14 protein-coding genes are annotated in these 20,334 nt (G+C 59.0%); 9 read left to right on the top strand and 5 right to left on the bottom strand.

The window, feature by feature from the left end; genetic code table 11:
- Positions 1–201: 201 nt before the first annotated feature.
- The 3 genes from malK (at position 202) to malM (ending at position 3,701) form a co-directional block, all read left to right on the top strand.
- On the top strand, positions 202–1,311 hold the full coding sequence (gene malK / locus ACNY69_RS13630; RefSeq protein WP_313653314.1) for a maltose/maltodextrin ABC transporter ATP-binding protein MalK: 1,110 nt from the start codon (positions 202–204) through the stop codon (positions 1,309–1,311).
- Positions 1,312–1,353: 42 nt separating this feature from the next.
- On the top strand, positions 1,354–2,655 hold the full coding sequence (locus tag ACNY69_RS13625) for a maltoporin (RefSeq protein WP_418798749.1): 1,302 nt from the start codon (positions 1,354–1,356) through the stop codon (positions 2,653–2,655).
- A gap of 104 nt (positions 2,656–2,759) precedes the next feature.
- Positions 2,760–3,701 (top strand): maltose operon protein MalM, encoded by a 942-nt coding sequence (gene malM / locus ACNY69_RS13620; RefSeq protein WP_293772439.1) that lies wholly within the window; start codon positions 2,760–2,762, stop codon positions 3,699–3,701.
- Positions 3,702–3,936: 235 nt separating this feature from the next.
- Here the strand turns inward: malM and malQ are convergent, their stop codons facing one another.
- Positions 3,937–6,012 carry a 4-alpha-glucanotransferase gene (malQ, locus tag ACNY69_RS13615; RefSeq protein ID WP_418798745.1) on the bottom strand — a complete coding sequence of 692 codons (2,076 nt, stop codon included), beginning with the start codon at positions 6,010–6,012 and terminating at the stop codon, positions 3,937–3,939.
- Positions 6,013–6,020: 8 nt separating this feature from the next.
- Positions 6,021–8,423 carry a maltodextrin phosphorylase gene (gene malP, locus ACNY69_RS13610; RefSeq protein ID WP_111139649.1) on the bottom strand — a complete coding sequence of 801 codons (2,403 nt, stop codon included), beginning with the start codon at positions 8,421–8,423 and terminating at the stop codon, positions 6,021–6,023.
- Between the two features lie 281 nt (positions 8,424–8,704).
- Between malP and malT the strand changes: the two genes are divergently transcribed.
- The 4 genes from malT to yfiB all read left to right on the top strand — a co-directional run bounded on the left by malT (position 8,705) and on the right by yfiB (position 14,010).
- Entirely contained in the window at positions 8,705–11,407 is a 2,703-nt protein-coding gene (malT, locus tag ACNY69_RS13605) for an HTH-type transcriptional regulator MalT (protein ID WP_293772433.1), read from the top strand.
- A gap of 359 nt (positions 11,408–11,766) precedes the next feature.
- Positions 11,767–12,327, top strand: a complete 561-nt coding sequence (gene yfiR / locus ACNY69_RS13600; protein ID WP_111138462.1) for a regulatory sequestration protein YfiR — start codon at positions 11,767–11,769, stop codon at positions 12,325–12,327.
- Between the two features lies 1 nt (position 12,328).
- Positions 12,329–13,534: a diguanylate cyclase DgcN/YfiN gene (dgcN, locus tag ACNY69_RS13595; protein WP_418798742.1), complete on the top strand. Its 1,206-nt coding sequence runs from the start codon at positions 12,329–12,331 to the stop codon at positions 13,532–13,534.
- 2 nt (positions 13,535–13,536) lie between these two features.
- Positions 13,537–14,010, top strand: a complete 474-nt coding sequence (gene yfiB, locus ACNY69_RS13590) for an outer membrane lipoprotein YfiB (protein WP_418798740.1) — start codon at positions 13,537–13,539, stop codon at positions 14,008–14,010.
- 104 nt (positions 14,011–14,114) lie between these two features.
- On the opposite strand, the gene ACNY69_RS13585 is transcribed toward yfiB, so the two are convergent.
- Positions 14,115–15,017 carry a LysR family transcriptional regulator gene (locus tag ACNY69_RS13585; protein ID WP_111138459.1) on the bottom strand — a complete coding sequence of 301 codons (903 nt, stop codon included), beginning with the start codon at positions 15,015–15,017 and terminating at the stop codon, positions 14,115–14,117.
- Between the two features lie 100 nt (positions 15,018–15,117).
- On the opposite strand from ACNY69_RS13585, the gene ACNY69_RS13580 reads away from it, so the two are divergent.
- The gene (locus ACNY69_RS13580) at positions 15,118–16,185 is read left to right on the top strand and encodes an SDR family oxidoreductase (protein ID WP_293772427.1); all 1,068 of its coding nucleotides are present in this window, start codon (positions 15,118–15,120) and stop codon (positions 16,183–16,185) included.
- Between the two features lie 77 nt (positions 16,186–16,262).
- Positions 16,263–16,919, top strand: coding sequence for an SDR family oxidoreductase (locus ACNY69_RS13575; RefSeq protein ID WP_418798737.1), 657 nt, complete (start codon positions 16,263–16,265; stop codon positions 16,917–16,919).
- 103 nt (positions 16,920–17,022) lie between these two features.
- Here the strand turns inward: ACNY69_RS13575 and fumA are convergent, their stop codons facing one another.
- Positions 17,023–18,669, bottom strand: a complete 1,647-nt coding sequence (gene fumA / locus ACNY69_RS13570; protein WP_111138456.1) for a class I fumarate hydratase FumA — start codon at positions 18,667–18,669, stop codon at positions 17,023–17,025.
- A gap of 156 nt (positions 18,670–18,825) precedes the next feature.
- Positions 18,826–20,334, bottom strand: a complete 1,509-nt coding sequence (locus ACNY69_RS13565) for a DASS family sodium-coupled anion symporter (RefSeq protein ID WP_418798735.1) — start codon at positions 20,332–20,334, stop codon at positions 18,826–18,828.

Genomic DNA, 20,334 nt, shown 5'->3' with positions numbered 1-20,334 from the left:
CGGGTCTGCGCTGACGATCACAAAAAAGCGTGGCAGTGCGCGGTGCGCGCTGTCTGCTCATTTTTCTCCTCCTCCCGCCTCCTCCCCCAGCAGATTGCCGGTCGGCGGAGGATGTTACCGATTGTTTCCTCTCGCATAGTGAGCCCCGGAACCCGTCTGCCGCTGAGCAGACACGAATGAGCAGCTAAGAGGGAAGGGATCATGGCGAGCGTTGTGCTACGCAATGTCACAAAGGCCTGGGGCGATACGGTGGTATCGAAAGATATCGATCTCACTATCGGCGAGGGGGAATTTGTTGTTTTCGTGGGCCCATCGGGCTGTGGCAAATCGACGCTGCTGCGCATGATTGCCGGACTGGAAACCATCACCCGCGGCGAGCTGTTAATCGGCGATCGCCGCATGAATGAGGTGCCGCCTGCCGAACGTGGCATCGGTATGGTGTTTCAGTCCTATGCGCTCTATCCGCATCTGTCGGTGGCGGAGAACATGTCGTTTGGTCTCAAACTGGCGGGCGTAAAGAAAGCCGAGATTCAGCAGCGGGTTAACCAGGTGGCAGAGATCCTGCAACTGGCGCATCTGCTGGATCGACGGCCTAAAGCCCTGTCAGGCGGGCAGCGTCAGCGTGTGGCGATTGGCCGCACGCTGGTGGCTGAGCCGCGCGTTTTCCTGCTGGATGAACCGCTGTCAAACCTCGACGCGGCGCTGCGCGTCCAGATGCGCATTGAGATCTCCCGTCTGCATAAACGCCTGAAGCGCACCATGATCTACGTCACCCACGATCAGATCGAAGCGATGACGCTGGCCGACAAGATCGTGGTGCTGGACGCCGGACGCATCGCGCAGGTCGGCAAGCCGCTTGAGCTCTACCACTATCCCGCAAATCGCTTTGTCGCCGGATTTATCGGCTCACCCAAGATGAATTTCCTGCCGGTCAAAGTGACCGCCACCGCCATCGATCAGGTGCAGGTGCGGCTGCCCAATCAGCAGCTGGTCTGGCTGCCGGTTGACAGTGCCGGCGTTCAGGTGGGCAGCAATATGTCGCTCGGCATCCGGCCGGAACATCTGCTCTCCAGCGACATCGCCGACGTCACCCTGGAGGGTGAAGTTCAGGTGGTGGAACAGCTGGGGCATGAAACACAGATCCACATCGAGATTCCCGCTATCCGTCAGAACCTGGTTTACCGCCAGGAGGACGTCGTGCTGGTAAAAGAGGGCACCATCCTCGGCATTGGCCTGCCGCCCGAGCGTTGTCACCTGTTCCGCGAGGACGGGAGTGCGTGTCGCAGGCTCTATCAGGAGCCGGGTGTATAGCCCTGCCAAAACAATAAAAGCAATGACCTCAGGAGATAGAAAATGTTAACTCTGCGCAAACTTCCCCTTGCCGTTGCCGTCGCGGCAGGCATCCTCTCCGCCCCGACGATGGCGGTCGATTTTACCGGCTATGCCCGTTCCGGCATCGGCTGGACCGGCAGTGGTGGTGAACAGCAATGTTTCCAGGCGACCGGTGCTCAAAGTAAATACCGTCTGGGTAACGAGTGCGAAACCTATGCTGAGCTGAAATTAGGCCAGGAAGTGTGGAAAGAGGGTGATAAGAGCTTCTATTTCGACACCAACGTGGCCTACTCCGTCGCTCAGCAGAATGACTGGGAAGCGACCTCGCCCGCGTTTCGTGAAGCCAACGTTAAGGGTAAAAACCTGATCGACGCGCTGCCAGGCTCCACCATCTGGGCCGGTAAACGCTTTTATCAGCGCCATGACGTACACATGATCGACTTCTACTACTGGGATATCTCCGGTCCGGGTGCCGGCCTGGAAGATGTGGATCTCGGCTTTGGTAAGCTCTCCTTCGCCGCGACCCGCTCCTCTGAAGCGGGCGGCTCCTACACCTTCTCCAGCGATCGTATCCGCGATTTCGCCACCAGCACTGCTAACGACGTGTTTGATGTGCGCCTGGCAGGTCTGGAGACCAACCCGGACGGCGTGCTGGAGCTGGGTGTGGACTACGGCCGCGCTAACGCCCGCGACGGTTACCGTATCGAAGATGGCGCGTCGAAGGATGGCTGGATGTTCACGGCCGAACACACCCAGAGCATGCTGAAAGGCTACAACAAGTTTGTGCTGCAGTACGCCACCGATGCGATGACCTCACAGGGCAAAGGCGTGCCGCAGGGCACCAGCCTGAATAACAACGGTGACATGTACCGCGTGCTCGACCACGGCGCCATCTCGCTGGCCGAACGCTGGGATCTGATGTATGTGGCGATGTACCAGAACATCGATCTGGACAATAACCGCGGCACCCAGTGGTACACCGTGGGCGTGCGCCCGATGTACAAATGGACGCCTATTATGAGCACCCTGCTGGAACTGGGCTACGACAACGTGAAGTCGCAGCAGGCGAATGAGCGTAATGGCCAGTACAAAGTGACTCTGGCACAGCAGTGGCAGGCAGGCGATAGCATCTGGTCGCGTCCGGCGCTGCGTCTGTTCGCAACCTACGCCAAATGGGATGAGAAGTGGGGCTACAACAAAGACAGCGCCGGCGATCTCACCTCCTTCGCCTCCGCTGACAGCAGCGGCAAAGGCATCCTGACCAACAGCCGTGGTAAAGATGATGAAGTAACCTTCGGCGCGCAGATGGAAATCTGGTGGTAAGCCAACCCCTGTTCTGACAGGCGCAGACCTGCGCCTGATGGATCGCTTTGGTTGCGGTGAGCCATTGCCTGGTTATCGCCGCAGCCAGCAATAAGGTAAGCATAATGAAAATGAAAAAACTGGCTGCGCTCTGCCTGAGTGCCGCGTTACTGACTGGATCGGCGCTGCCCGCGCTGGCCGAGGTCAATCTGGTGCCGCAGGATCTCTCTTCTGCACCCGCCGTCGCGCCCGAAAATCTTCAGCGCCTGAGCTGGCAGCCTCTCGCGGCCGCGCAGACACAGACCACAAAACTGGCGAACAGCGGTCAGACGCTGAATGCGCCGCATATTGCCGGCCCGGTGGCAGCCTACAGTCTGCCCGCGAACATTGGCGAACTGACGCTGACGCTGAGCAGTGAAGTGGCCAACGGCCAGGTCTTCGCTCCTAACGTGCTGGTGCTGGATGAAAATCTGCGTCCCGCCGCCTGGTTCCCGAGCCGTTATTTTACCTATCAGAAGCCGGGCGTAATGGCGGCCGATCGGCTGGAGGGCGTGATGAAACTGACCCCTGCGCTGGGGCAGCAGAAAATCTATCTGCTGGTGTTCACCACCGACAGCGATCTGACCCGGACCACGACTTTACTCGACCCGGCGAAAGCCTATGCGCAGGGCACCGGTCATGCCGTGCCGGATATTCCCGATCCCGTTGCCAGCCATAGCCGTGAAGGCACGATTAAGCTGAAAATGCAGACCAGCTCCGGTTCCTCCATTCTGGTCGGCCCGCTGTTTGGTTCCTCCGGCCCGAGCGCCGTCACGGTCGGCAACACCGCCGCGCCTGCACCGGCCTACGCGGCGGCAACAGCACCTGCTCCGGCCGTCGCGCCTGCGGCAAAACCGCGTGCGGAACCGATCATGCACGACACCGAACGTTACTTTAATCAGCAGATCACACAGGCGGTTAACAGCGGCAATATTGATAAGGCGCTGAAACTGCTGGATGAAGCCGAGCGAGTGGGTTCCACCTCCGCCCGGCGAACCTTTATCAGTAGTGTTAAAGGCAAGGGGTGAAGCGGCCCCGATACTATTGATGCTGACCCATCTGGTGCGCCCTGGCGCACCTTTTTTTATTTCTGATTAAGGGCAGACGGGCAGGATAGGAATATAAAGAAGATTCAGCCAGGCTTTGGCATGCTATCAGCTCAGGCATGAAGGGAGGGCGGCCCGCCAGGCTTCCCCGCCGCCGCCGGTGAAACCCGTTAACCGGCGGCGGGCGACGCAAACCTTGCCGCCCTCCTGATTCATTTTAGCTTCGCACCGACCGCTTACGCCTCGCTGTCAGATCCCGCAGCAGCGAAGGCGTTTCGGGATCGCTGAACATCTCCTCTGTTGTGACACGCAGTTTCCGCCGCCAGTTCGGATATTCGTCGCTGGTGCCCGGAATGTTGACCGGTGAGGCCATATCCAGCCAGTCTTCCGGCTGCAATCCCAGCAGGGCGCTGTGACTGTCAGCCAGATAACGCTGCATCGCCCGGTTCAGCGCCCTGCTCATCCCGGTGCGGCGTGCATCGCGTCCGGCCCGTTTCGGCAGTGCGCCGACCCGGTGCAGGCTGTTCAGCAGCGCCTGTTTCGCCCGCAGGCGAACCTCATAGAGCCCGGCCAGCACCACTTTATCCGGATAAAGACCGAGCTGCGCGCCGGTGGTCAGGTCATCGCTCTGCCACCAGCCGCGCAGGGTCGGCAAATCGTGGGTGGTGGCGACAGCCATCGCCTGACGCGGCCAGTTCGCAGGCGCACGGAAGCCATCATCGCTGCTCTGTTCAAACCAGAGCACTTTGTAGGAGTAAACGCCGCCCTCACGCAACTTATCGACAATCGCCTCCGGCACGGTGCCAAGGTCTTCGCCAATCACCATGCAGCGATGACGCTGACTTTCTAGCGCCAGAATTGCCAGCAGGTCGTCGATGGGATAGTGGACATAGGCCCCGTGCATGGCGCTTTCACCGCTCGGGATCCACCACAGCCGCATCAGCGCCATGACATGGTCGATGCGCAGTGCGCCGCAGTGCCGCATGTTGGCGCGCAACAGGGCAATCCACGGCTCCCAGGCGCGCTGTCGCATCACCTGTGGGTCCATCGGCGGCAATCCCCAGTCCTGGCCGCGCGGGCCGAGAATATCGGGCGGTGCGCCGATGCTGGCATCAAGACAGTAGAGATCGCGTTCGCTCCATGTTTCTGCACCACCGCGGGCAACGCCGACAGCCAGGTCACGATAGAGTCCCGGCATCATCATCTGCTGCTGGCAGTCGTGCCAGCAGTCAGCAAACTGCTGCGCGGCGAGCCACTGTAGCCAGAGCCAGAAGCGAACCTGATCCTCATGCTCCCGCTGAAAACGCTGCACCGCCGGGCTGCCGGGGTGCTGCATCTCTTTCGGCCAGACCGGCCAGCCCCAGCGCTGACTGTCCTGCGCCATCTGATCGGCGTGCAGCGCATCAAACAGCGCCTGATGCTGCAGGCTTTCGCCGCCCTCGCGGATAAACGCATTAAACGCCTGCACGTCGGGATCGGTTACGGCGCGCCCGGTGAAGTGCGGCCACGCCAGGCGCAGCGCCGCCAGCTTCAGCCGGGTGACCGCAGCATAATCGACCCATTCGGCGGCGCGTGCCTGCGTCAGTGCCTGCTGCGTGTCCGGCTGCGCCCACCAGGCCTGCGCGGCGGGGCTCTGCCGGAAGTCCGCGACGGCATTAACATCGATGTAGAGAACGTTAAGCCAGCGGCGGGAAGAGGGGCTGTAAGGGCTGGCGCTCTCCGGGCTGGAGGGAAACAGCGCATGGATCGGATTGAGACCGATAAAGGCCCCGCCACGCGCGGCGATCTCCGGCAGCATCCGCCGCAGATCGCCAAAGTCGCCGATACCCCAGTTCTCCGCCGAACGCAGAGTATAAAGCTGTACGCAGGCGCCCCACAGCGATTCGCCTGCCAGCAGCGCAGGCGGTTCGTAGCAGCGGGCCGGGGCGATAATGACGCGGCAGGACCACTGTTGCGCGTCCTGTTGCAGCGTCAGCTGATGATAGCCTTCGGGCAGCGGCGGCAGAGGCAGCGGATGACCGGGCTGGCAGCGCCCGGAGCTGATTTCGCCCGTCTCGCAGGTGAGATGCCAGTGGGCTTCCCGCTGCAGCTGAGGCGACAGGCTCAGCGGGTCGCCGCTGCGCAAAATCACTGCCGGTGGCAGCGGTGTGTCGGGCTGGCCCGGCGGCTGCATGACCGCCAGCAGGCGCTGACGGGTGCGGGCCGGGATCGCCTGAGGCTTGCCGTGCGCATTGATATACTCTGCGGCAATACCCGCCCGCGAGTACGCATCCAGAATGGAATCTGTCTTCATGGCGTTCCTTAGCGTTTCGCTTGCCAGATGCGCTGCTGATAATCGCGGATGGCGCGATCGGAGCTGAACATACCACAGCGGGCGGTATTAAGGATGGCGGCTCGTGTCCAGGCCTCCTGATCGCTCCACAGCGCCTCAACCTGCGCCTGCGCGGCCAGATAGGGCTGGAAGTCTGCCAGCACCAGATAGGGATCGCCCCCCTCTGGTCCGAGACTGTGCAGCATCGCGTCAAAGGCGCTGAGATCGCCCTGGCTGAAGGTGCCATCTTCCAGCGCCTGCAGTACCTGATTGAGCTGCGGATCTTTGCTGCGCCACAGTGTCGGGTCGTAGCCGCTCGCTTTCAGCGCCACCACCTGCTCCACGGTATGGCCGAAGATAAAGATGTTTTCACTACCCACCTGCTCCGCGATTTCCACGTTGGCACCATCAAGTGTGCCGATGGTCAGCGCACCATTCAGCGCCAGCTTCATATTGCCGGTGCCGGAGGCCTCTTTACCGGCGGTGGAAATCTGCTCGGAGAGATCGGCGGCCGGAATCAGTCGCTCAGCGACGGAGACGTTGTAGTCGGGAATGAACACCACTTTTAAGCGATCGCCAATGCGCGGGTCCTGATTGATCACTTCTGCCACTTTATTGATGGCATAGATTATATTTTTCGCCAGCGCATAGCCCGGCGCGGCTTTGGCCCCAAACAGCACCACGCGCGGTGCGCGATTCGCCTGCGGGTCAGTAACCAGCGTCTGCCAGAGAGCGATGATGTGCAGCAGGCTCAGATGCTGGCGTTTGTACTCATGCAGGCGCTTGATCTGGACATCAAACAGCGCGGCAGGGTCGATGGCAATGCCGGTGCGCTGCCTGATCCAGCCCACCAGCGCCTCTTTATTCTGCTGCTTGATGGCACGGTACTCCGCCCGGAAGGCGGCATCATCCGCGAAGGTCTCCAGTCCCTGCAGCGCCGTCAGATCGTTGAGCCAGGGCTTTTGCAGCGTGCGGGTGATCAGTGCACTCAGCGCCGGGTTACATTGATTGATCCAGCGGCGTGGGGTGATGCCGTTGGTGACGTTATGGAACTTCTCCGGCCAGAGCTGGTGATATTCCGGGAAGAGATCCTGCACGACCAGTTTTGAGTGCAGCGCCGCGACGCCGTTAACTGCGAAACCGCTGGTGACGCAGAGGTTAGCCATCCGCAGCTGGTTGTTATGGACCAGCGCCAGCTTCGCCCATTTCGCCTCATCATCCGGCCAGCGCGCCATGACGGCAGTTTTCAGCTGCGCATTAAGCGTATTGATAATCATCATGTGGCGCGGCAGCAGGCTGCGTACCAGCCGCACATCCCAGCACTCCAGCGCCTCAGGCATCAGCGTGTGGTTGGTATAGGCAAAGGTCTGCTGAGTGATCTGCCACGCGCGATCCCAGCTCAGCTGATGCTCATCCAGCAGCAGGCGCATCAGCTCCGGAATCGCCAGCGTCGGATGGGTATCATTCAGCTGAATCACTTCGTGATCGGCCAGGGATTCGATGCTGCGTCCGGCCTGATGGTGGCGACGCAGGATATCAGCCAGCGCACAGGCGCACTGAAAATATTGCTGCATCAGACGCAGTTTTTTGCCGTTCTGATGATTGTCATTGGGGTAGAGCACTTTAGTCAGTTTTTCCGCATCAATGCCCTGTTGCTCTGCCCGCAGAAAGTCACCGTCGTTAAAGCGGCTGAGGTTGAAGGGCTGCGCATGTTTCGCCTGCCACAGGCGCAGAGGCTGACTGAGGCCATTCTGATAGCCGACCACCGGCAGATCCCAGGCTTCACCCACCAGCTCAAACGCCGGTTGCCATTGGCTCTGGCCCGCATGGGTCACAACTTTGCCGCCGAGTCCGACCCGCACATTCAGCGCAGCGTTATGGTTAAACCAGGAATAGCGGTCGCGCTGCCAGTCATCCGGCTCCTCAATCTGCGCACCCGACACGAAGTGCTGACGGAACAGCCCGTACTGATAGTTCAGGCCATAGCCTGTCGCGGGCTGTCCTACATTCGCCATGGAATCGAGAAAACAGGCGGCCAGTCGGCCCAGCCCCCCGTTGCCCAGCGCCGGGTCAGTCTCATTTTCCAGCACGTCGCTCAGTGAAATATCCCAGGCGGAAAGCGCCTCATTGACCGCATCGTACCAGCCCAGGTTCAGCAGGTTGTTGCCGGTCAGACGACCGATCAAAAACTCCATAGAGAGGTAGTTAACATGGCGCAGCGTGGCTGGCGCGGTGTGAGCGGGCTGTGACGCCAGCATATCGGCGAGCGCCCCGCTGAGCGCCTGCCACCACTGTTGCGGGGTCATCTCCTGCGCATCGCGCAGGCCAAAGCGCTGCCACTGACGGGTCAGGGCAGCATGAAACTGAGTCGGATTGAAATCGGGCTGTGTCATCGCGGAGGTCCTTTATAACGAAAAACAGGTCTATGTGGTGACAGTTTGCCCGGCGGAAAAACGTGCTTCCTCCTCCTGTGAGGAATAAGCGCAGGAGGATGGGGAGGGTGGAGAGGATGAGGCTTTTCCGAAATCGTCTGAGGAGTGTGATAAGGGGCGCTTTTGTAAAGTTTAAATAATGGGTTTGCTTGCATTCATCGGACGAAATGCTGAACCTGTGTAAGGAATAATTACGAAGCGTAAAATAATGATGCGCTCGACAAATGGAGAAACGCGCGCCCATGTTAATACCCGCCAAACTCAGCCGTCCGGTGCGTCTTGAAGGCACCGTGATCCGTGAGAGATTGCTGCAAAAGCTCACCGCGGCCGGAAATTACCGGCTGGTGCTGGTCACCAGTCCGGCAGGCTACGGCAAGACCACCCTGGTGTCACAGTGGGCGGCGGGGAAAAGCGATCTGGGCTGGGTTTCTTTAGATGAGGGCGATAATCAGCCGGAGCGCTTTGCCGACTACCTGATCGCTGCACTGCAGCAGGCGACTCACGGCGGCTGTCCGCGCAGTGAACTGCTGGCGCAGAAGCGGCAGTATGTCAATCTCAACGCCCTGTTTTCTCAGCTCTTTATCGAACTGGTAGAGTGGCAGCAGCCGCTGTGGCTGATCGTAGACGATTACCATCTGATCACTAATCCCGTTATCCACGATGCGATGCGCTTCTTCCTGCGCCATCAGCCCGACAATCTGACCCTGATACTGATGTCACGCAATCTGCCGCAGCTGGGGATTGCGAACCTGCGCGTGCGGGAGCAGCTGATCGAGCTGGGCAGTCAGCAGCTGGCCTTTACCCATCAGGAGGCGCAGCAGTTTTTTGACTGCCGCCTGGCGGCGCCGCTGGAAAGCGAAGAGAGCGGCCGGCTGTGTGACGATGTGGCGGGCTGGGCCACGGCGCTGCAACTCATTGTGCTGTCGGCACGGCAGGGGGCCAGTTCGGCGCAGCATTCGGCCCGTCGTCTCTCCGGTATCAACGCCAGCCATCTGGCCGATTATCTGGTGGAGGAGGTGCTGGATAATGTGGATCTGCCCACCCGCCATTTCTTACTGAAAACTGCCCTGCTGCGCTCGATGAATGATGAGCTGATCGCCTGCGTCACCGGTGAAGAGAACGGGCAGATGCGGCTGGAGGAGATCGAGCGGCAGGGGCTGTTTCTGCAGCGCATGGACGACTCCGGCCACTGGTTCAGCTACCATCCGCTGTTCGGCAATTTTCTGCGTCAGCGCTGTCAGTGGGAGCTGACGGCAGAGCTGCCCGCGCTGCATCGGGCCGCCGCCGAGAGCTGGATGGCGCAGGGCTTTCCTGGCGAGGCGATTCATCATGCGCTTGCCTCCGGCGATGCTTCGATGCTGCGGGATGTCCTGCTGAAGCACGCCTGGACGCTGTTTAATCAGAGTGAACTGCCGCTGCTGGAGAACTCCCTGAAAGCCCTGCCGTGGGAGATGCTGCTGGAGAACCCGATGCTGGTGCTGTTGCAGGCGTGGCTGATGCAGAGTCAGCATCGCTTCTCTGAAGTTGACAGCCTGCTGGCGCGGTTTGAACAGGCGAGCCGCTGTGAGATTGATGCGGCCCTGCGCGGTGAGTTTAATGCGCTGCGCGCCCAGGTGGCGATCAACGATGGCAATACCGAAGAGGCGGAGCGGCTGGCGAAAGTGGCACTCGATACGCTGCCCGCCAGCCGTCACTATAGCCGGATTGTGGCGACCTCGGTGCATGGCGAAGTGATGCACTGTAAAGGCGAGCTGGATGATTCACTGAAGCTGATGCGCCAGACCGAACAGATGGCGCGCCGCGACGAAGTGTGGCACTACGCGCTCTGGAGCCTGATTCAGCAGAGCGAAATCCTGTTTGCTCAGGGCTTCCTGCAGGCCGCCTATGAGATCCAGAGCCGTGCCTTTGTGCTGGTCGACGAGCAGCATCTGGGGCAATTCCCGCTGCATGAGTTTCTGCTGCGTATCCGCGCGCAGCTGCTCTGGGCGTGGGGACGCCTGGAGGAGGCGGAGCAGGCGGCACGCGAAGGTATCAAAGTGCTGAACGGTTTCCAGCCGCAGCAGCAGATCCAGTGTCTGGGGCTGCTGGTGCAGTGTTCGCTGGCGCGCGGCAACCTCGATAATGCCCGCAGTTATCTGAACCGGCTGGAGAATCTGCTGAACAATGGCAACTGGCACAGCGACTGGATCGCCAATGCGGATAAAGTGCGGGTGATTTACTGGCAGATGACGGGCGACAGCCAGAATGCCCGTGACTGGATGCGGCAGACCCCTAAACCGGCCTTTGCCAACAACCACTTCCTGCAGGGCCAGTGGCGTAACATCGCCCGCGCGCAGATCCTGCTGGGTGACGTCAGTCAGGCGGAAGTGGTGCTGGAGGAGCTGAATGAGAACGCCCGTGCGCTGCGCCTGATGAGCGACCTGAATCGCAATCTGCTGCTGCTGAATCAGATCTACTGGCAGACCGATCGCAAAGCCGAGGCGCAGCGAGTCCTGATCGAGGCGCTGAAGCTGGCACGCAGCACCGGCTTTATCAGCCATTTCGTGATCGAAGGGGAGATGATGGCGCAGCAGCTCCGGCAGCTGATTCAGCTTAATACCCTGAACGAGCTGGACAGCCACCGCGCGCGGCGCATCCTGCTGGAGATTAATAAATATCACCGCCACAAGTTTGCTCATTTCGATGAAGGCTTTGTCAGCCGGTTACTCAACCATCCTGACGTGCCGGAGCTGATCCGCACCAGCCCGCTGACGCAGCGTGAGTGGCAGGTGCTGGGGCTGATCTATTCGGGCTACAGCAACGATCAGATCGCCGGCGAGCTGGCAGTGGCCTCGACCACGATCAAAACCCACATCCGCAACCTCTATCAGAAGCTGGGCGTCACCCATCGCAGCGAAGCAATGAATCAGGTGCAGTCGCTGCTGAAAATGATGGGCTATGTCTGAGTGCGCGAAGCGTAATGCGTGAATAGCTGACCTGTGCGGAGGCGTTGCTGATCCGCATTGTGTCAGTGCTGACACAGTAACCGTGCCCCCTCCCTGTTGACAAAGATCCCTTCATCGCTGAGCGGCCAGCTCGCGACGTAATGACCCTTAAAAACGCCTGTGAAGTGGGTGAATAGACCACAGCTTCATACACTGACGGCGATGAATGCCGCGTTTATTCCAGGATGAAAATGCCCTGAAAGTATAAGCAGGATAACTGATTGCTAAGAAAATTCTGTGTGCAAGGGTAACTGTCACTATGGTAAAATTTTCGCGCTAATTCAGCCCTTCTGCCGTGCGTAGTATTACTGGAATGCAGTATGACCGATAAATATTTCACTCATCCTGAAGCCGATGTGCTGCTTCTGCTGCGTCGTACCTGCCAGATCCTCTCTACGCTCCTTATTCTGTTCTTTATTCATCCGCATATTGCCCGCGCCGGAATAAAGGATGGCAACGCGAATCGTATCGTCAGCGGCATAATCAGTTTTACCCACTGGAACGGTTTAAATACGCCGCCTGAATTATGTGTTTTTACCTCAGCACACCATCTCTCATTACCGGAAAAAAGTGCCTCTGTGACCGCGACATTCACCACGGTCTATCTGACGGGGGTGGGTGACCTTGCTAAACATCGCTGTGACGCCATCTATTTCGGTGATGAGACGCCGCAACAGCAGGTGGATCTTATCAGGCAGTTTAAGGGGCGAGGAGTACTAACCTTTGCCGAGAATAATGCGGAATGCACCCTGGGTGCTGCTTTCTGCCTGATTTTTCAGCCAGGCCATACCCACTTTGCTGTTAATCTCGACTCCCTGGCCAGAAGCGGGGTCAGAGTGAGTCCGGATGTGCTGTTGCTCTCCCGCGAGGGAAAAAAATAAGATGAAATTCGATGAATCCCGGCACGATAAATCATCTATCCGCAATAAACTGCGGAAAATAAGCACCATCAATTCGGCGGTAATATTACTGCTCTGCTGGCTGCTGCTCTCATCGACGTCGCTCATTTTTATTAAACACTATGAGAAGTGTAACCTCGATCTGATCGGTTCGACCTTAAGCACGACCTTAACGGCGGCCACCGTCTTTGCCGACAGCGAGGATGCCCGCAGTAAAATCGAACGCTTTGGTAATGAGGGACTTTACGCTTCTGCAAAGCTGGTTACCCGGGATAATCTTGTTCTGGCCCAGTGGCACGCACAGCAGGAGGAGGCGGGCTTGTATTCGCGATTGCTGCGCGACTGGATTTATCGCAAGCCGCTTAACGTCGATATTATTCACGCTGACGTTGCCGTTGGCACCCTGACGCTGGAGGGCACCGTTACCGGCGCGAAGAGTTTCATTCAGTACTCCTTTATAATCCTCTCCATCGGGATGCTCTGCGTACTGATTATCTCGCTGCTGCTGAGCGAATTTCTGCATCGGGGGATGATCGCGACCCTGCGCACCATCACCAGTTCGATTCACTATGTCATTAACTCCGGTGATTTCTCCTGGCGTATTCCGGGCGGCCCCATCAGGGAGTTTCAGCTCTTTTCAGACGATCTCAACTCGCTGCTGAGGGAGATGCAATCCCTCAAGGCTTCGCTGATCCGAGACAATCGCTCGCTGGCCGCGCAGGCGCTGACCGATCCGCTGACCGGCCTCGCCAACCGCAGCGCCTTCTCCGCGCGCCTGACCCAGCTTCTGGCGTCACAGGCGCAACCGCGCTTTGCGCTGCTGTTTCTGGATGGCGATCGCTTCAAGAGCATCAACGATAACTGGGGCCATGCCGCCGGCGACGAGGTATTAAAAGCCATAGGGTCACGACTGCTGTCGCTGGCCGCAGAGTCGGATCTGGTTGCGCGATTAGGGGGAGATGAATTTGCCATGCTGGTCTGCAGCCGGACGAGTGAAGCGGCATTACAGTCGCTCATGCAGCGCATTCATGACGCTACCAAAGAGCCGATCCTGATTACAGAAGGCATGCCGGTTACGACCTCGGTAACCCTTGGCTACGCCTGGTCACAACCGGGTGAAACGATAGAGTCGATTCTCGAACGTGCCGACAGGGATATGTACAAAAACAAGCGAAAAAATAGGGCGTAAAGATGAAGAAAAACCTTTCCCTGCTGTTGCTTACTCTGACGCTGGCGGGCTGTCAGTCGAAAGAACGTTTCAGCGAGGCGCAAATCGCAGCGATGAGAAGTGCCGGATTCACTCAGAATATGGAAGGCTGGGGATTAGGCTTGTCCGATAGGATCCTGTTTGGGGTAAACGAGTCAGAACTGACGCCCGCCAGTAAACAGACTATTCAGGGGATGGCAAAAAACCTGGCCGCAACCGGGATTGAGCATGTCCGTATTGACGGGCACACGGATAATTACGGCAAGCCCGACTATAACCAGCAGCTGTCGCTGAAACGCGCAGAGGCCGTTGCCGCGCAGTGGGCGGCAGGTGCGGCGATACCGCGAGAAAATATTGTCACCCGTGGACTGGGCATGCGCGCACCGGTCAGCAGCAACAACAGCGCACAGGGGCGCGCGCAGAACCGCCGCGTCGCTATCGTTATCACAGCACCCTGATAAGCTGGCGGCTGTCTCGTTAACCGCGCCGATCGCCTGATACTCCCCGGTCAGCGTTGGTTAGCCGGGAGGCGCAGCGTCGCCTCCCGCAGGCGGGGCGAGTTTCAGCGGATCGCGAGTGCGGTCAGTGCCGACAGCAGCGCATCCACTTTGGGCAGAAACTGTTTGCGGCGTGGCCACACCACGCTCAGCGTCAGGCCGTCAGGCTGCAGATGCGGCAGGAGGATCTCCAGATCGCCCGCGTCGACGGCGCGCTGAATCAGCCAGGAGGGCATCTGCGCCACCCCTAGCCCCGCCAGCACCGCCTGTAACTGCGCATCCACATCGCCCAGCGCCAGCCGGTAGGGCACGTCACGCCAGTGCGGCTGACCATCTTCGGTGGTAAACAGCCAGGGTTTGCTGCTGCCATCCACCCGCTCATAAAGAATGGCGGGGTGTTTCAATAGTTCTGCTTCACTCTGCGGGCGTCCCTCGCGGTCCAGATAGGCGGGAGAGGCGCAGAACTGCATCTGCTCACGTCCCATATTACGCCAGCCCAGCGACGCGGGCAGATCCGGTGCGCCGCCAATCCGCACCGCCACATCGACACCCTCTTCAAACAGGTCAACGAACCGGTCTGACAGACTCATGCTGATCGCCAGTTCCGGATGCTGCTGGCAAAAGGGCACCAGCAGCGGCATAACGTTGAGGCGGCCATAGGTCGTCGGCACGGCAAGTTTCAGGCGGCCGGATGGAATAGTGCGCTGCGCTGCCAGCACCGCTTCCGCTTCGGCCAGATCCTCCAGAATACGCAGACAGGTCTGATAGTAGGCGCTGCCTGCATCGGTCAGGCTCAGGCTGCGGGTGGTGCGCTCCAGCAGCCTGGATCCCAGTCGCGCCTCAAGACGGCTGACGCTTTTACTGATTGCCGAACCGGTGACATGCAGGCGCTGGGCGGCGGCGGTAAAGCTGCCACATTCGACGCTGGCAACAAACGGCAGAATATCTTTAAGACGGTGATCGTGCATCGATTAATGAACTCAGGTTGAGAATGCTGTGAATAAATGCCAGAGATAAGAACTGAATTCTCTATTAGGCTTAGAATTACCCAAAACGAGGAGAAATCAAATGAAAAAGCACGCGTTAATTGTGGGCATCAGTGGTGTCATCGGCCGCGCACTGGCAGAAAAACTTCAGCAGGAGGGCTGGGAGGTCAGCGGCCTGTCACGCGGACGCGGTGCGGTGCCTGAGGGCGTGACCAGCCTGACCGCCGATCTGACGGACGCCGACGCCGTGCGTGAGGTTCTGAAATCGGAGAAACCGGATGCGCTGTTCTTCAGCGTCTGGGCGCGTCAGGAGACGGAAAAAGAGAACATTCGCGTCAACGGCGGCATGGTGCGCAACGTGATCGATGCGCTGAACGATCGCCTCAAAGGTTCGCACGTCGCGCTGGTGACCGGACTGAAACACTATCTGGGGCCGTTCGAAGCCTACGGTAAAGGTGCGGTACCGGTGACGCCGTTCCGTGAAGAGCAGGGCCGTCAGCCGGTCGATAACTTCTACTATGCGCAGGAAGATGAGCTGTTCGCTGGCGCAGAGAAATATGACTATCGCTGGAGCGTACATCGTCCTCACACCATCATCGGCTACGCCGTAGGTAATGCGATGAATATGGGGCAGACGCTGGCGGTCTACGCAACGCTGTGCAAAGAGAAGGGCTGGCCCTTTATCTTCCCCGGCTCGCCAGAGCAGTGGAATGGCGTGGTGGATATGACCGATGCCGGTCTGCTGGCTGAGCAGCTGCACTGGGCGGCCACCTCGCCTGACGCTGCTAACCAGGATTTCAACGCCGTCAATGGCGACGTGTTCCGCTGGAACTGGATGTGGCCAAAACTGGCTGACTACTTTGGTCTTGAAGCCGCAGCGTTCCCGGCGCAGATGATGCCGCTGGAAAACCGGATGGATGAGGCACCTGCTGCGTGGCAGGCGATTGCAGAGCAGCATCAGCTGCGTGAGGCCGATGTGACTAAACTGGCATCATGGTGGCACACCGACGCCGACCTGGGACGTCCGATGGAAGCCTTCACCGATATGAGCAAAAGCCGCAAGGCGGGCTTTACCGGTTATCGCAGCACGCTCGACTCCTTTATTCAGCTGTTCGATAAGCTGAAAGCGGAAAAAGTGATCCCGGAATAATCCCTGCAGGCGCCGGCACCAGTCTTGTTTCCGGCAGAGGCTATACTCAGGCACGAGATAAGAAAAGGGAGGAACCTATGGCAACATGTTTCATCATTGGCGCGGCGGGCAAGGTCGGCCGACAGCTTACCCGCCAGCTGAGCAGCCGCCACCATGCGGTCACGGCGCTGCATCGCAAACCGGAACAGGCTGAATCGCTGCAGGCGGCAGGCGCGAAGCCGGTGGAAGGGGATATTCAGCAGCTGGATGTCGCCGCGCTGGCTACGCTGATGACCGGGCACGATGTCGCTGTCTTTACGGCGGGCGCGGGCGGAGCGGGGATCGCGCTGACTAACGCCATCGATGGTGAAGGGCTGAAGCGGGCTGTAGCCGCTGCCACGCAGGCGGGCGTCTCGCGTTTTTTACTGGTTTCCGCCTTTCCCGATGCGGGCCGCGGTAAAACGCCGTCAGAGGGTTTCGAGAACTATATGCGGGTGAAACGCCTGGCCGATGCGGAGCTGGTGGCGAGCAGGCTGGAGTGGGTGATCCTGCGGCCAGGAACGCTGACTGACGACGCCGGTACGGGGCGGGTTCATGCCGATCTGGCGATTCCCTATGGTGAGATCCCGCGCGAAGATGTGGCGGCAACGCTGGTCGGGATAATTGAAAATCCGGCGATTAAGTATCAGATCATCGAACTGACAAAAGGTGATGAGCAGATCGACGCGGCGTTGCAGCGGTTACAGCGCGGCTAAAAGAGGAGTCAGAACGGCGCCAGTCTGGCTGCCGCTCACCGGCCAGAGTCTTTCCATAAAAAAGCCCCGAAACCGGGGCTTTTTTTCTGTCTGGCCGTCAGCGTTACTTGACGCATCTGGCGCAGTGCGCGCGCTCGATGTGCTGGAAGAAGTCATTGCCTTTGTCATCGACCAGGATAAAGGCAGGGAAGTTCTCCACCTCGATTTTCCAGATCGCTTCCATGCCCAGCTCAGGATACTCCACACACTCTAGGCTCTTGATGCTCTGCTGTGCCAGAACGGCGGCCGGACCGCCGATGCTGCCCAGGTAGAAACCGCCATGTTTCTGGCAGGCATCCGTCACCTGCTGGCTGCGGTTGCCTTTCGCGAGCATGATCTTGCTGCCGCCGTGAGCCTGCAGCAGATCCACGTAGGAGTCCATACGTCCTGCGGTGGTCGGGCCGAGTGAACCCGAGGCGTAGCCTTCTGGCGTCTTAGCCGGACCGGCGTAATAAACCGGGTGATCTTTGATGTACTGCGGTAAACCTTCACCGTTATCGATGCGCTCTTTGAGTTTGGCATGAGCAATATCACGCGCCACGATGATGGTGCCGGTCAGGGAGAGACGGGTAGAAACCGGATAGGCAGAGAGCTGCGCCAGGATCTCCTCCATCGGACGATTAAGATTGACCTGCAATACCTCGCCTTCACCCTGCTGACGCAGTGCTTCCGGGATCAGGCGGCCTGGATTGGATTCGAGTTTCTCAATCCAGATGCCTTCACGGTTAATCTTCGCTTTGATATTACGGTCAGCCGAGCAGGAGACGCCCATACCCACCGGACAGGATGCGCCATGACGCGGCAGACGGACAACGCGGATGTCGTGTGCGAAATATTTACCGCCAAACTGCGCGCCCAGGCCGAGCTGCTGCGCCGCTTCCAGCAGTTCCTGCTCCAGCTGGACGTCGCGGAACGCCTGACCATGCTCGTTGCCTTCGGTGGGCAGTCCGTCGTAATAGTGCGTCGAGGCGAGTTTAACCGTTTTCAGGGTGCTCTCTGCCGAGGTGCCGCCGATGACAAAGGCGATATGGTAAGGCGGGCAGGCGGCAGTGCCGAGCGTCCGCATCTTATCCACCAGGTAATTTTTCAGCTTGCCCGGGCTGAGCAGCGCTTTGGTTTCCTGGTAGAGGTAGGTTTTGTTGGCAGAGCCGCCACCCTTGGCAATACAGAGGAACTTGTACTCATCGCCATCGACGCTGTAGAGGTCAATCTGCGCGGGCAGGTTGGTGCCGGTATTCACCTCTTTGTACATATCCAGCGCCGCGTTCTGCGAGTAACGCAGGTTCTCTTCGATATAGGTATTGTAGATACCCTGTGACAGCGCGGCTTCATCTCCGCCACCGGTCCAGACGCGCTGACCCTTTTTGCCCATAATGATCGCGGTGCCGGTATCCTGACAGGTCGGCAGCACGCCTCTGGCGGCAATTTCGGAGTTTCTCAGAAACTGCAGGGCGACATATTTGTCATTGTCGCTGGCTTCCGGGTCGTTGAGGATAGAGGCTACCTGCTGCTGGTGGGCCGGACGCAGCATAAAGGAGGCGTCATGAAACGCCTGCTGAGCGAGCAAGGTCAGTGCCTGAGGCGCAACTTTCAGGATCTCCTGCCCCTCAAACTCCGCGACAGAGACATGCTCGCGACTCAGCAGATAGTATTCGGTATCGTCGTGGGACAGCGGAAAGGGGTTCTGATAGACAAAAGGTTTGTTCGACATTTTTTCTCACTTACTGACTGGCTGAACCTCCGCGGGCAGGCTGCGGGGTGCAACATCATAGGCGAATGTATTGTTTATTATGCTTCCCCGCCGTGGCTACAGCGGGGAAGTGCAGGAATGGTATCTTATAACGCGTTGATCTGCATTTGGTATCCGTCAGAACATCCACACCATCCACGGATAGGCAATCAGCATCATGGATACCAGGAAGATAGCGCCGAAGATAGTACCCAGACGCCAGTAGTCTTTGGTTGGCAGATAGCCGCTGCCGTAGTAAATCGGACTTGGGCCCGTGCCGTAAGGGGTGATGATGCCCATCACACCCAGAGAGGTACATAACATCAGGCAGAAGACCGGCATGTTAATCCCCGGGATAGAGGCGGCGATGGTCAGCATGGCCGGTAACAGCGCGGTGGTATGCGCGGTGGTGCTGGCGAACAGGTAGTGCAGCAGGAAGAAGGCAATCAGCAGGACGACGGCTGAAACCTGCGGATCGTAACCCTGCAGCAGCATTCCCCCCTCTTTACCTAACCAGGTAATAAATCCGACGCGGGCTAAGCCGTCGGCCAGGGCCACCAGGGTCGCGAACCAGGCGAAGGTGTTCCAGGCCGGTTTGTTACTGGTGATGTCGTTCCAGTTCAGCACGCCGGTCCACAGCATCAGCACCACAACCAGCAGGGCTGCCAGCGCAGGTTCAATCCAGGCGGTGGCGAAAATCCACATCAGCAGCGCACAGACCACAAACACCAGCAGCAGGATCTCATTGCGGGTCAGACGGCCCAGTTTTTCCAGTTCGGCGATAGCCCATTTTGGCACTTCGTCGTTGATTTTGACTTCAGGCGGATAGAACCAGTAAGCCAGCAGCGGCATGGTCAGAATCAGCAGCAGGCCCAGCGGCAGGAAAGCCAGGAACCACATGCCCCATGAGATATCAAACCCGATGATGCTTTTCACCAGCGCCAGTGCCAGCAGGTTAGGGGCCAGCGCAGAGAGGAACATGGAGCTGGTGATACAGGCGGCGGTAATGGCGACCCACATCAGATAAGAGCCGATTTTTCGGGCGCTCGGGTCGTTGGGTTTAGAGCCATACAGCGGCGGCAGGTTGGCGATGATCGGGTAGATAGTGCCGCCACTGCGCGCGGTGTTTGATGGGGTAAACGGCGCCAGGAGCAGGTCAGCGAAGGTAATGGCATAGCCCAGCGTCAGGCTGCGACGCCCCAGATACTTCACCAGAATCAGGGCCAGGCGACGACCAAACTGCGTTTTGTCATAACCCGCGGCGAACATAAAGGCACCAAAGATCAGCCAGACGGTGGAGTTGCCGAAACCGCTTACCGCCCATTTGAAAGCCTCGCCGGCGGCTTTGAATTTCGGATTAGCCAGCTCTGCCGGGCTGAAAAGCAGGAACTGACTGAAGAGGGCGATAACGACAACCCCGGTCAGGCCAATCACCGCTCCTGGCAGCGGTTCAAAGATTAAACCGACGATGACCCCGACGAAGATGGCGAAGAAGTGCCAGGCGTAGGGTTCGAGTCCGGCGGGCGTGGGCACCAGTAACAGCAGTACGGCCACAATCACCGGTAAGGCAAGCATCAGGGCTTTCTTTCTGGCCACCGCCGCAGGTGAGGCTTTGGGCGGTTCGGTTACAGCTGAGAGTGTTTTCAT

The organism is Pantoea graminicola (assembly GCF_048452665.1).
Taxonomy (GTDB): Bacteria; Pseudomonadota; Gammaproteobacteria; order Enterobacterales; family Enterobacteriaceae; genus Pantoea.
Note: the sequence above shows the minus strand (reverse complement) of the source record. Positions and strands in the feature narration are given on the sequence as shown.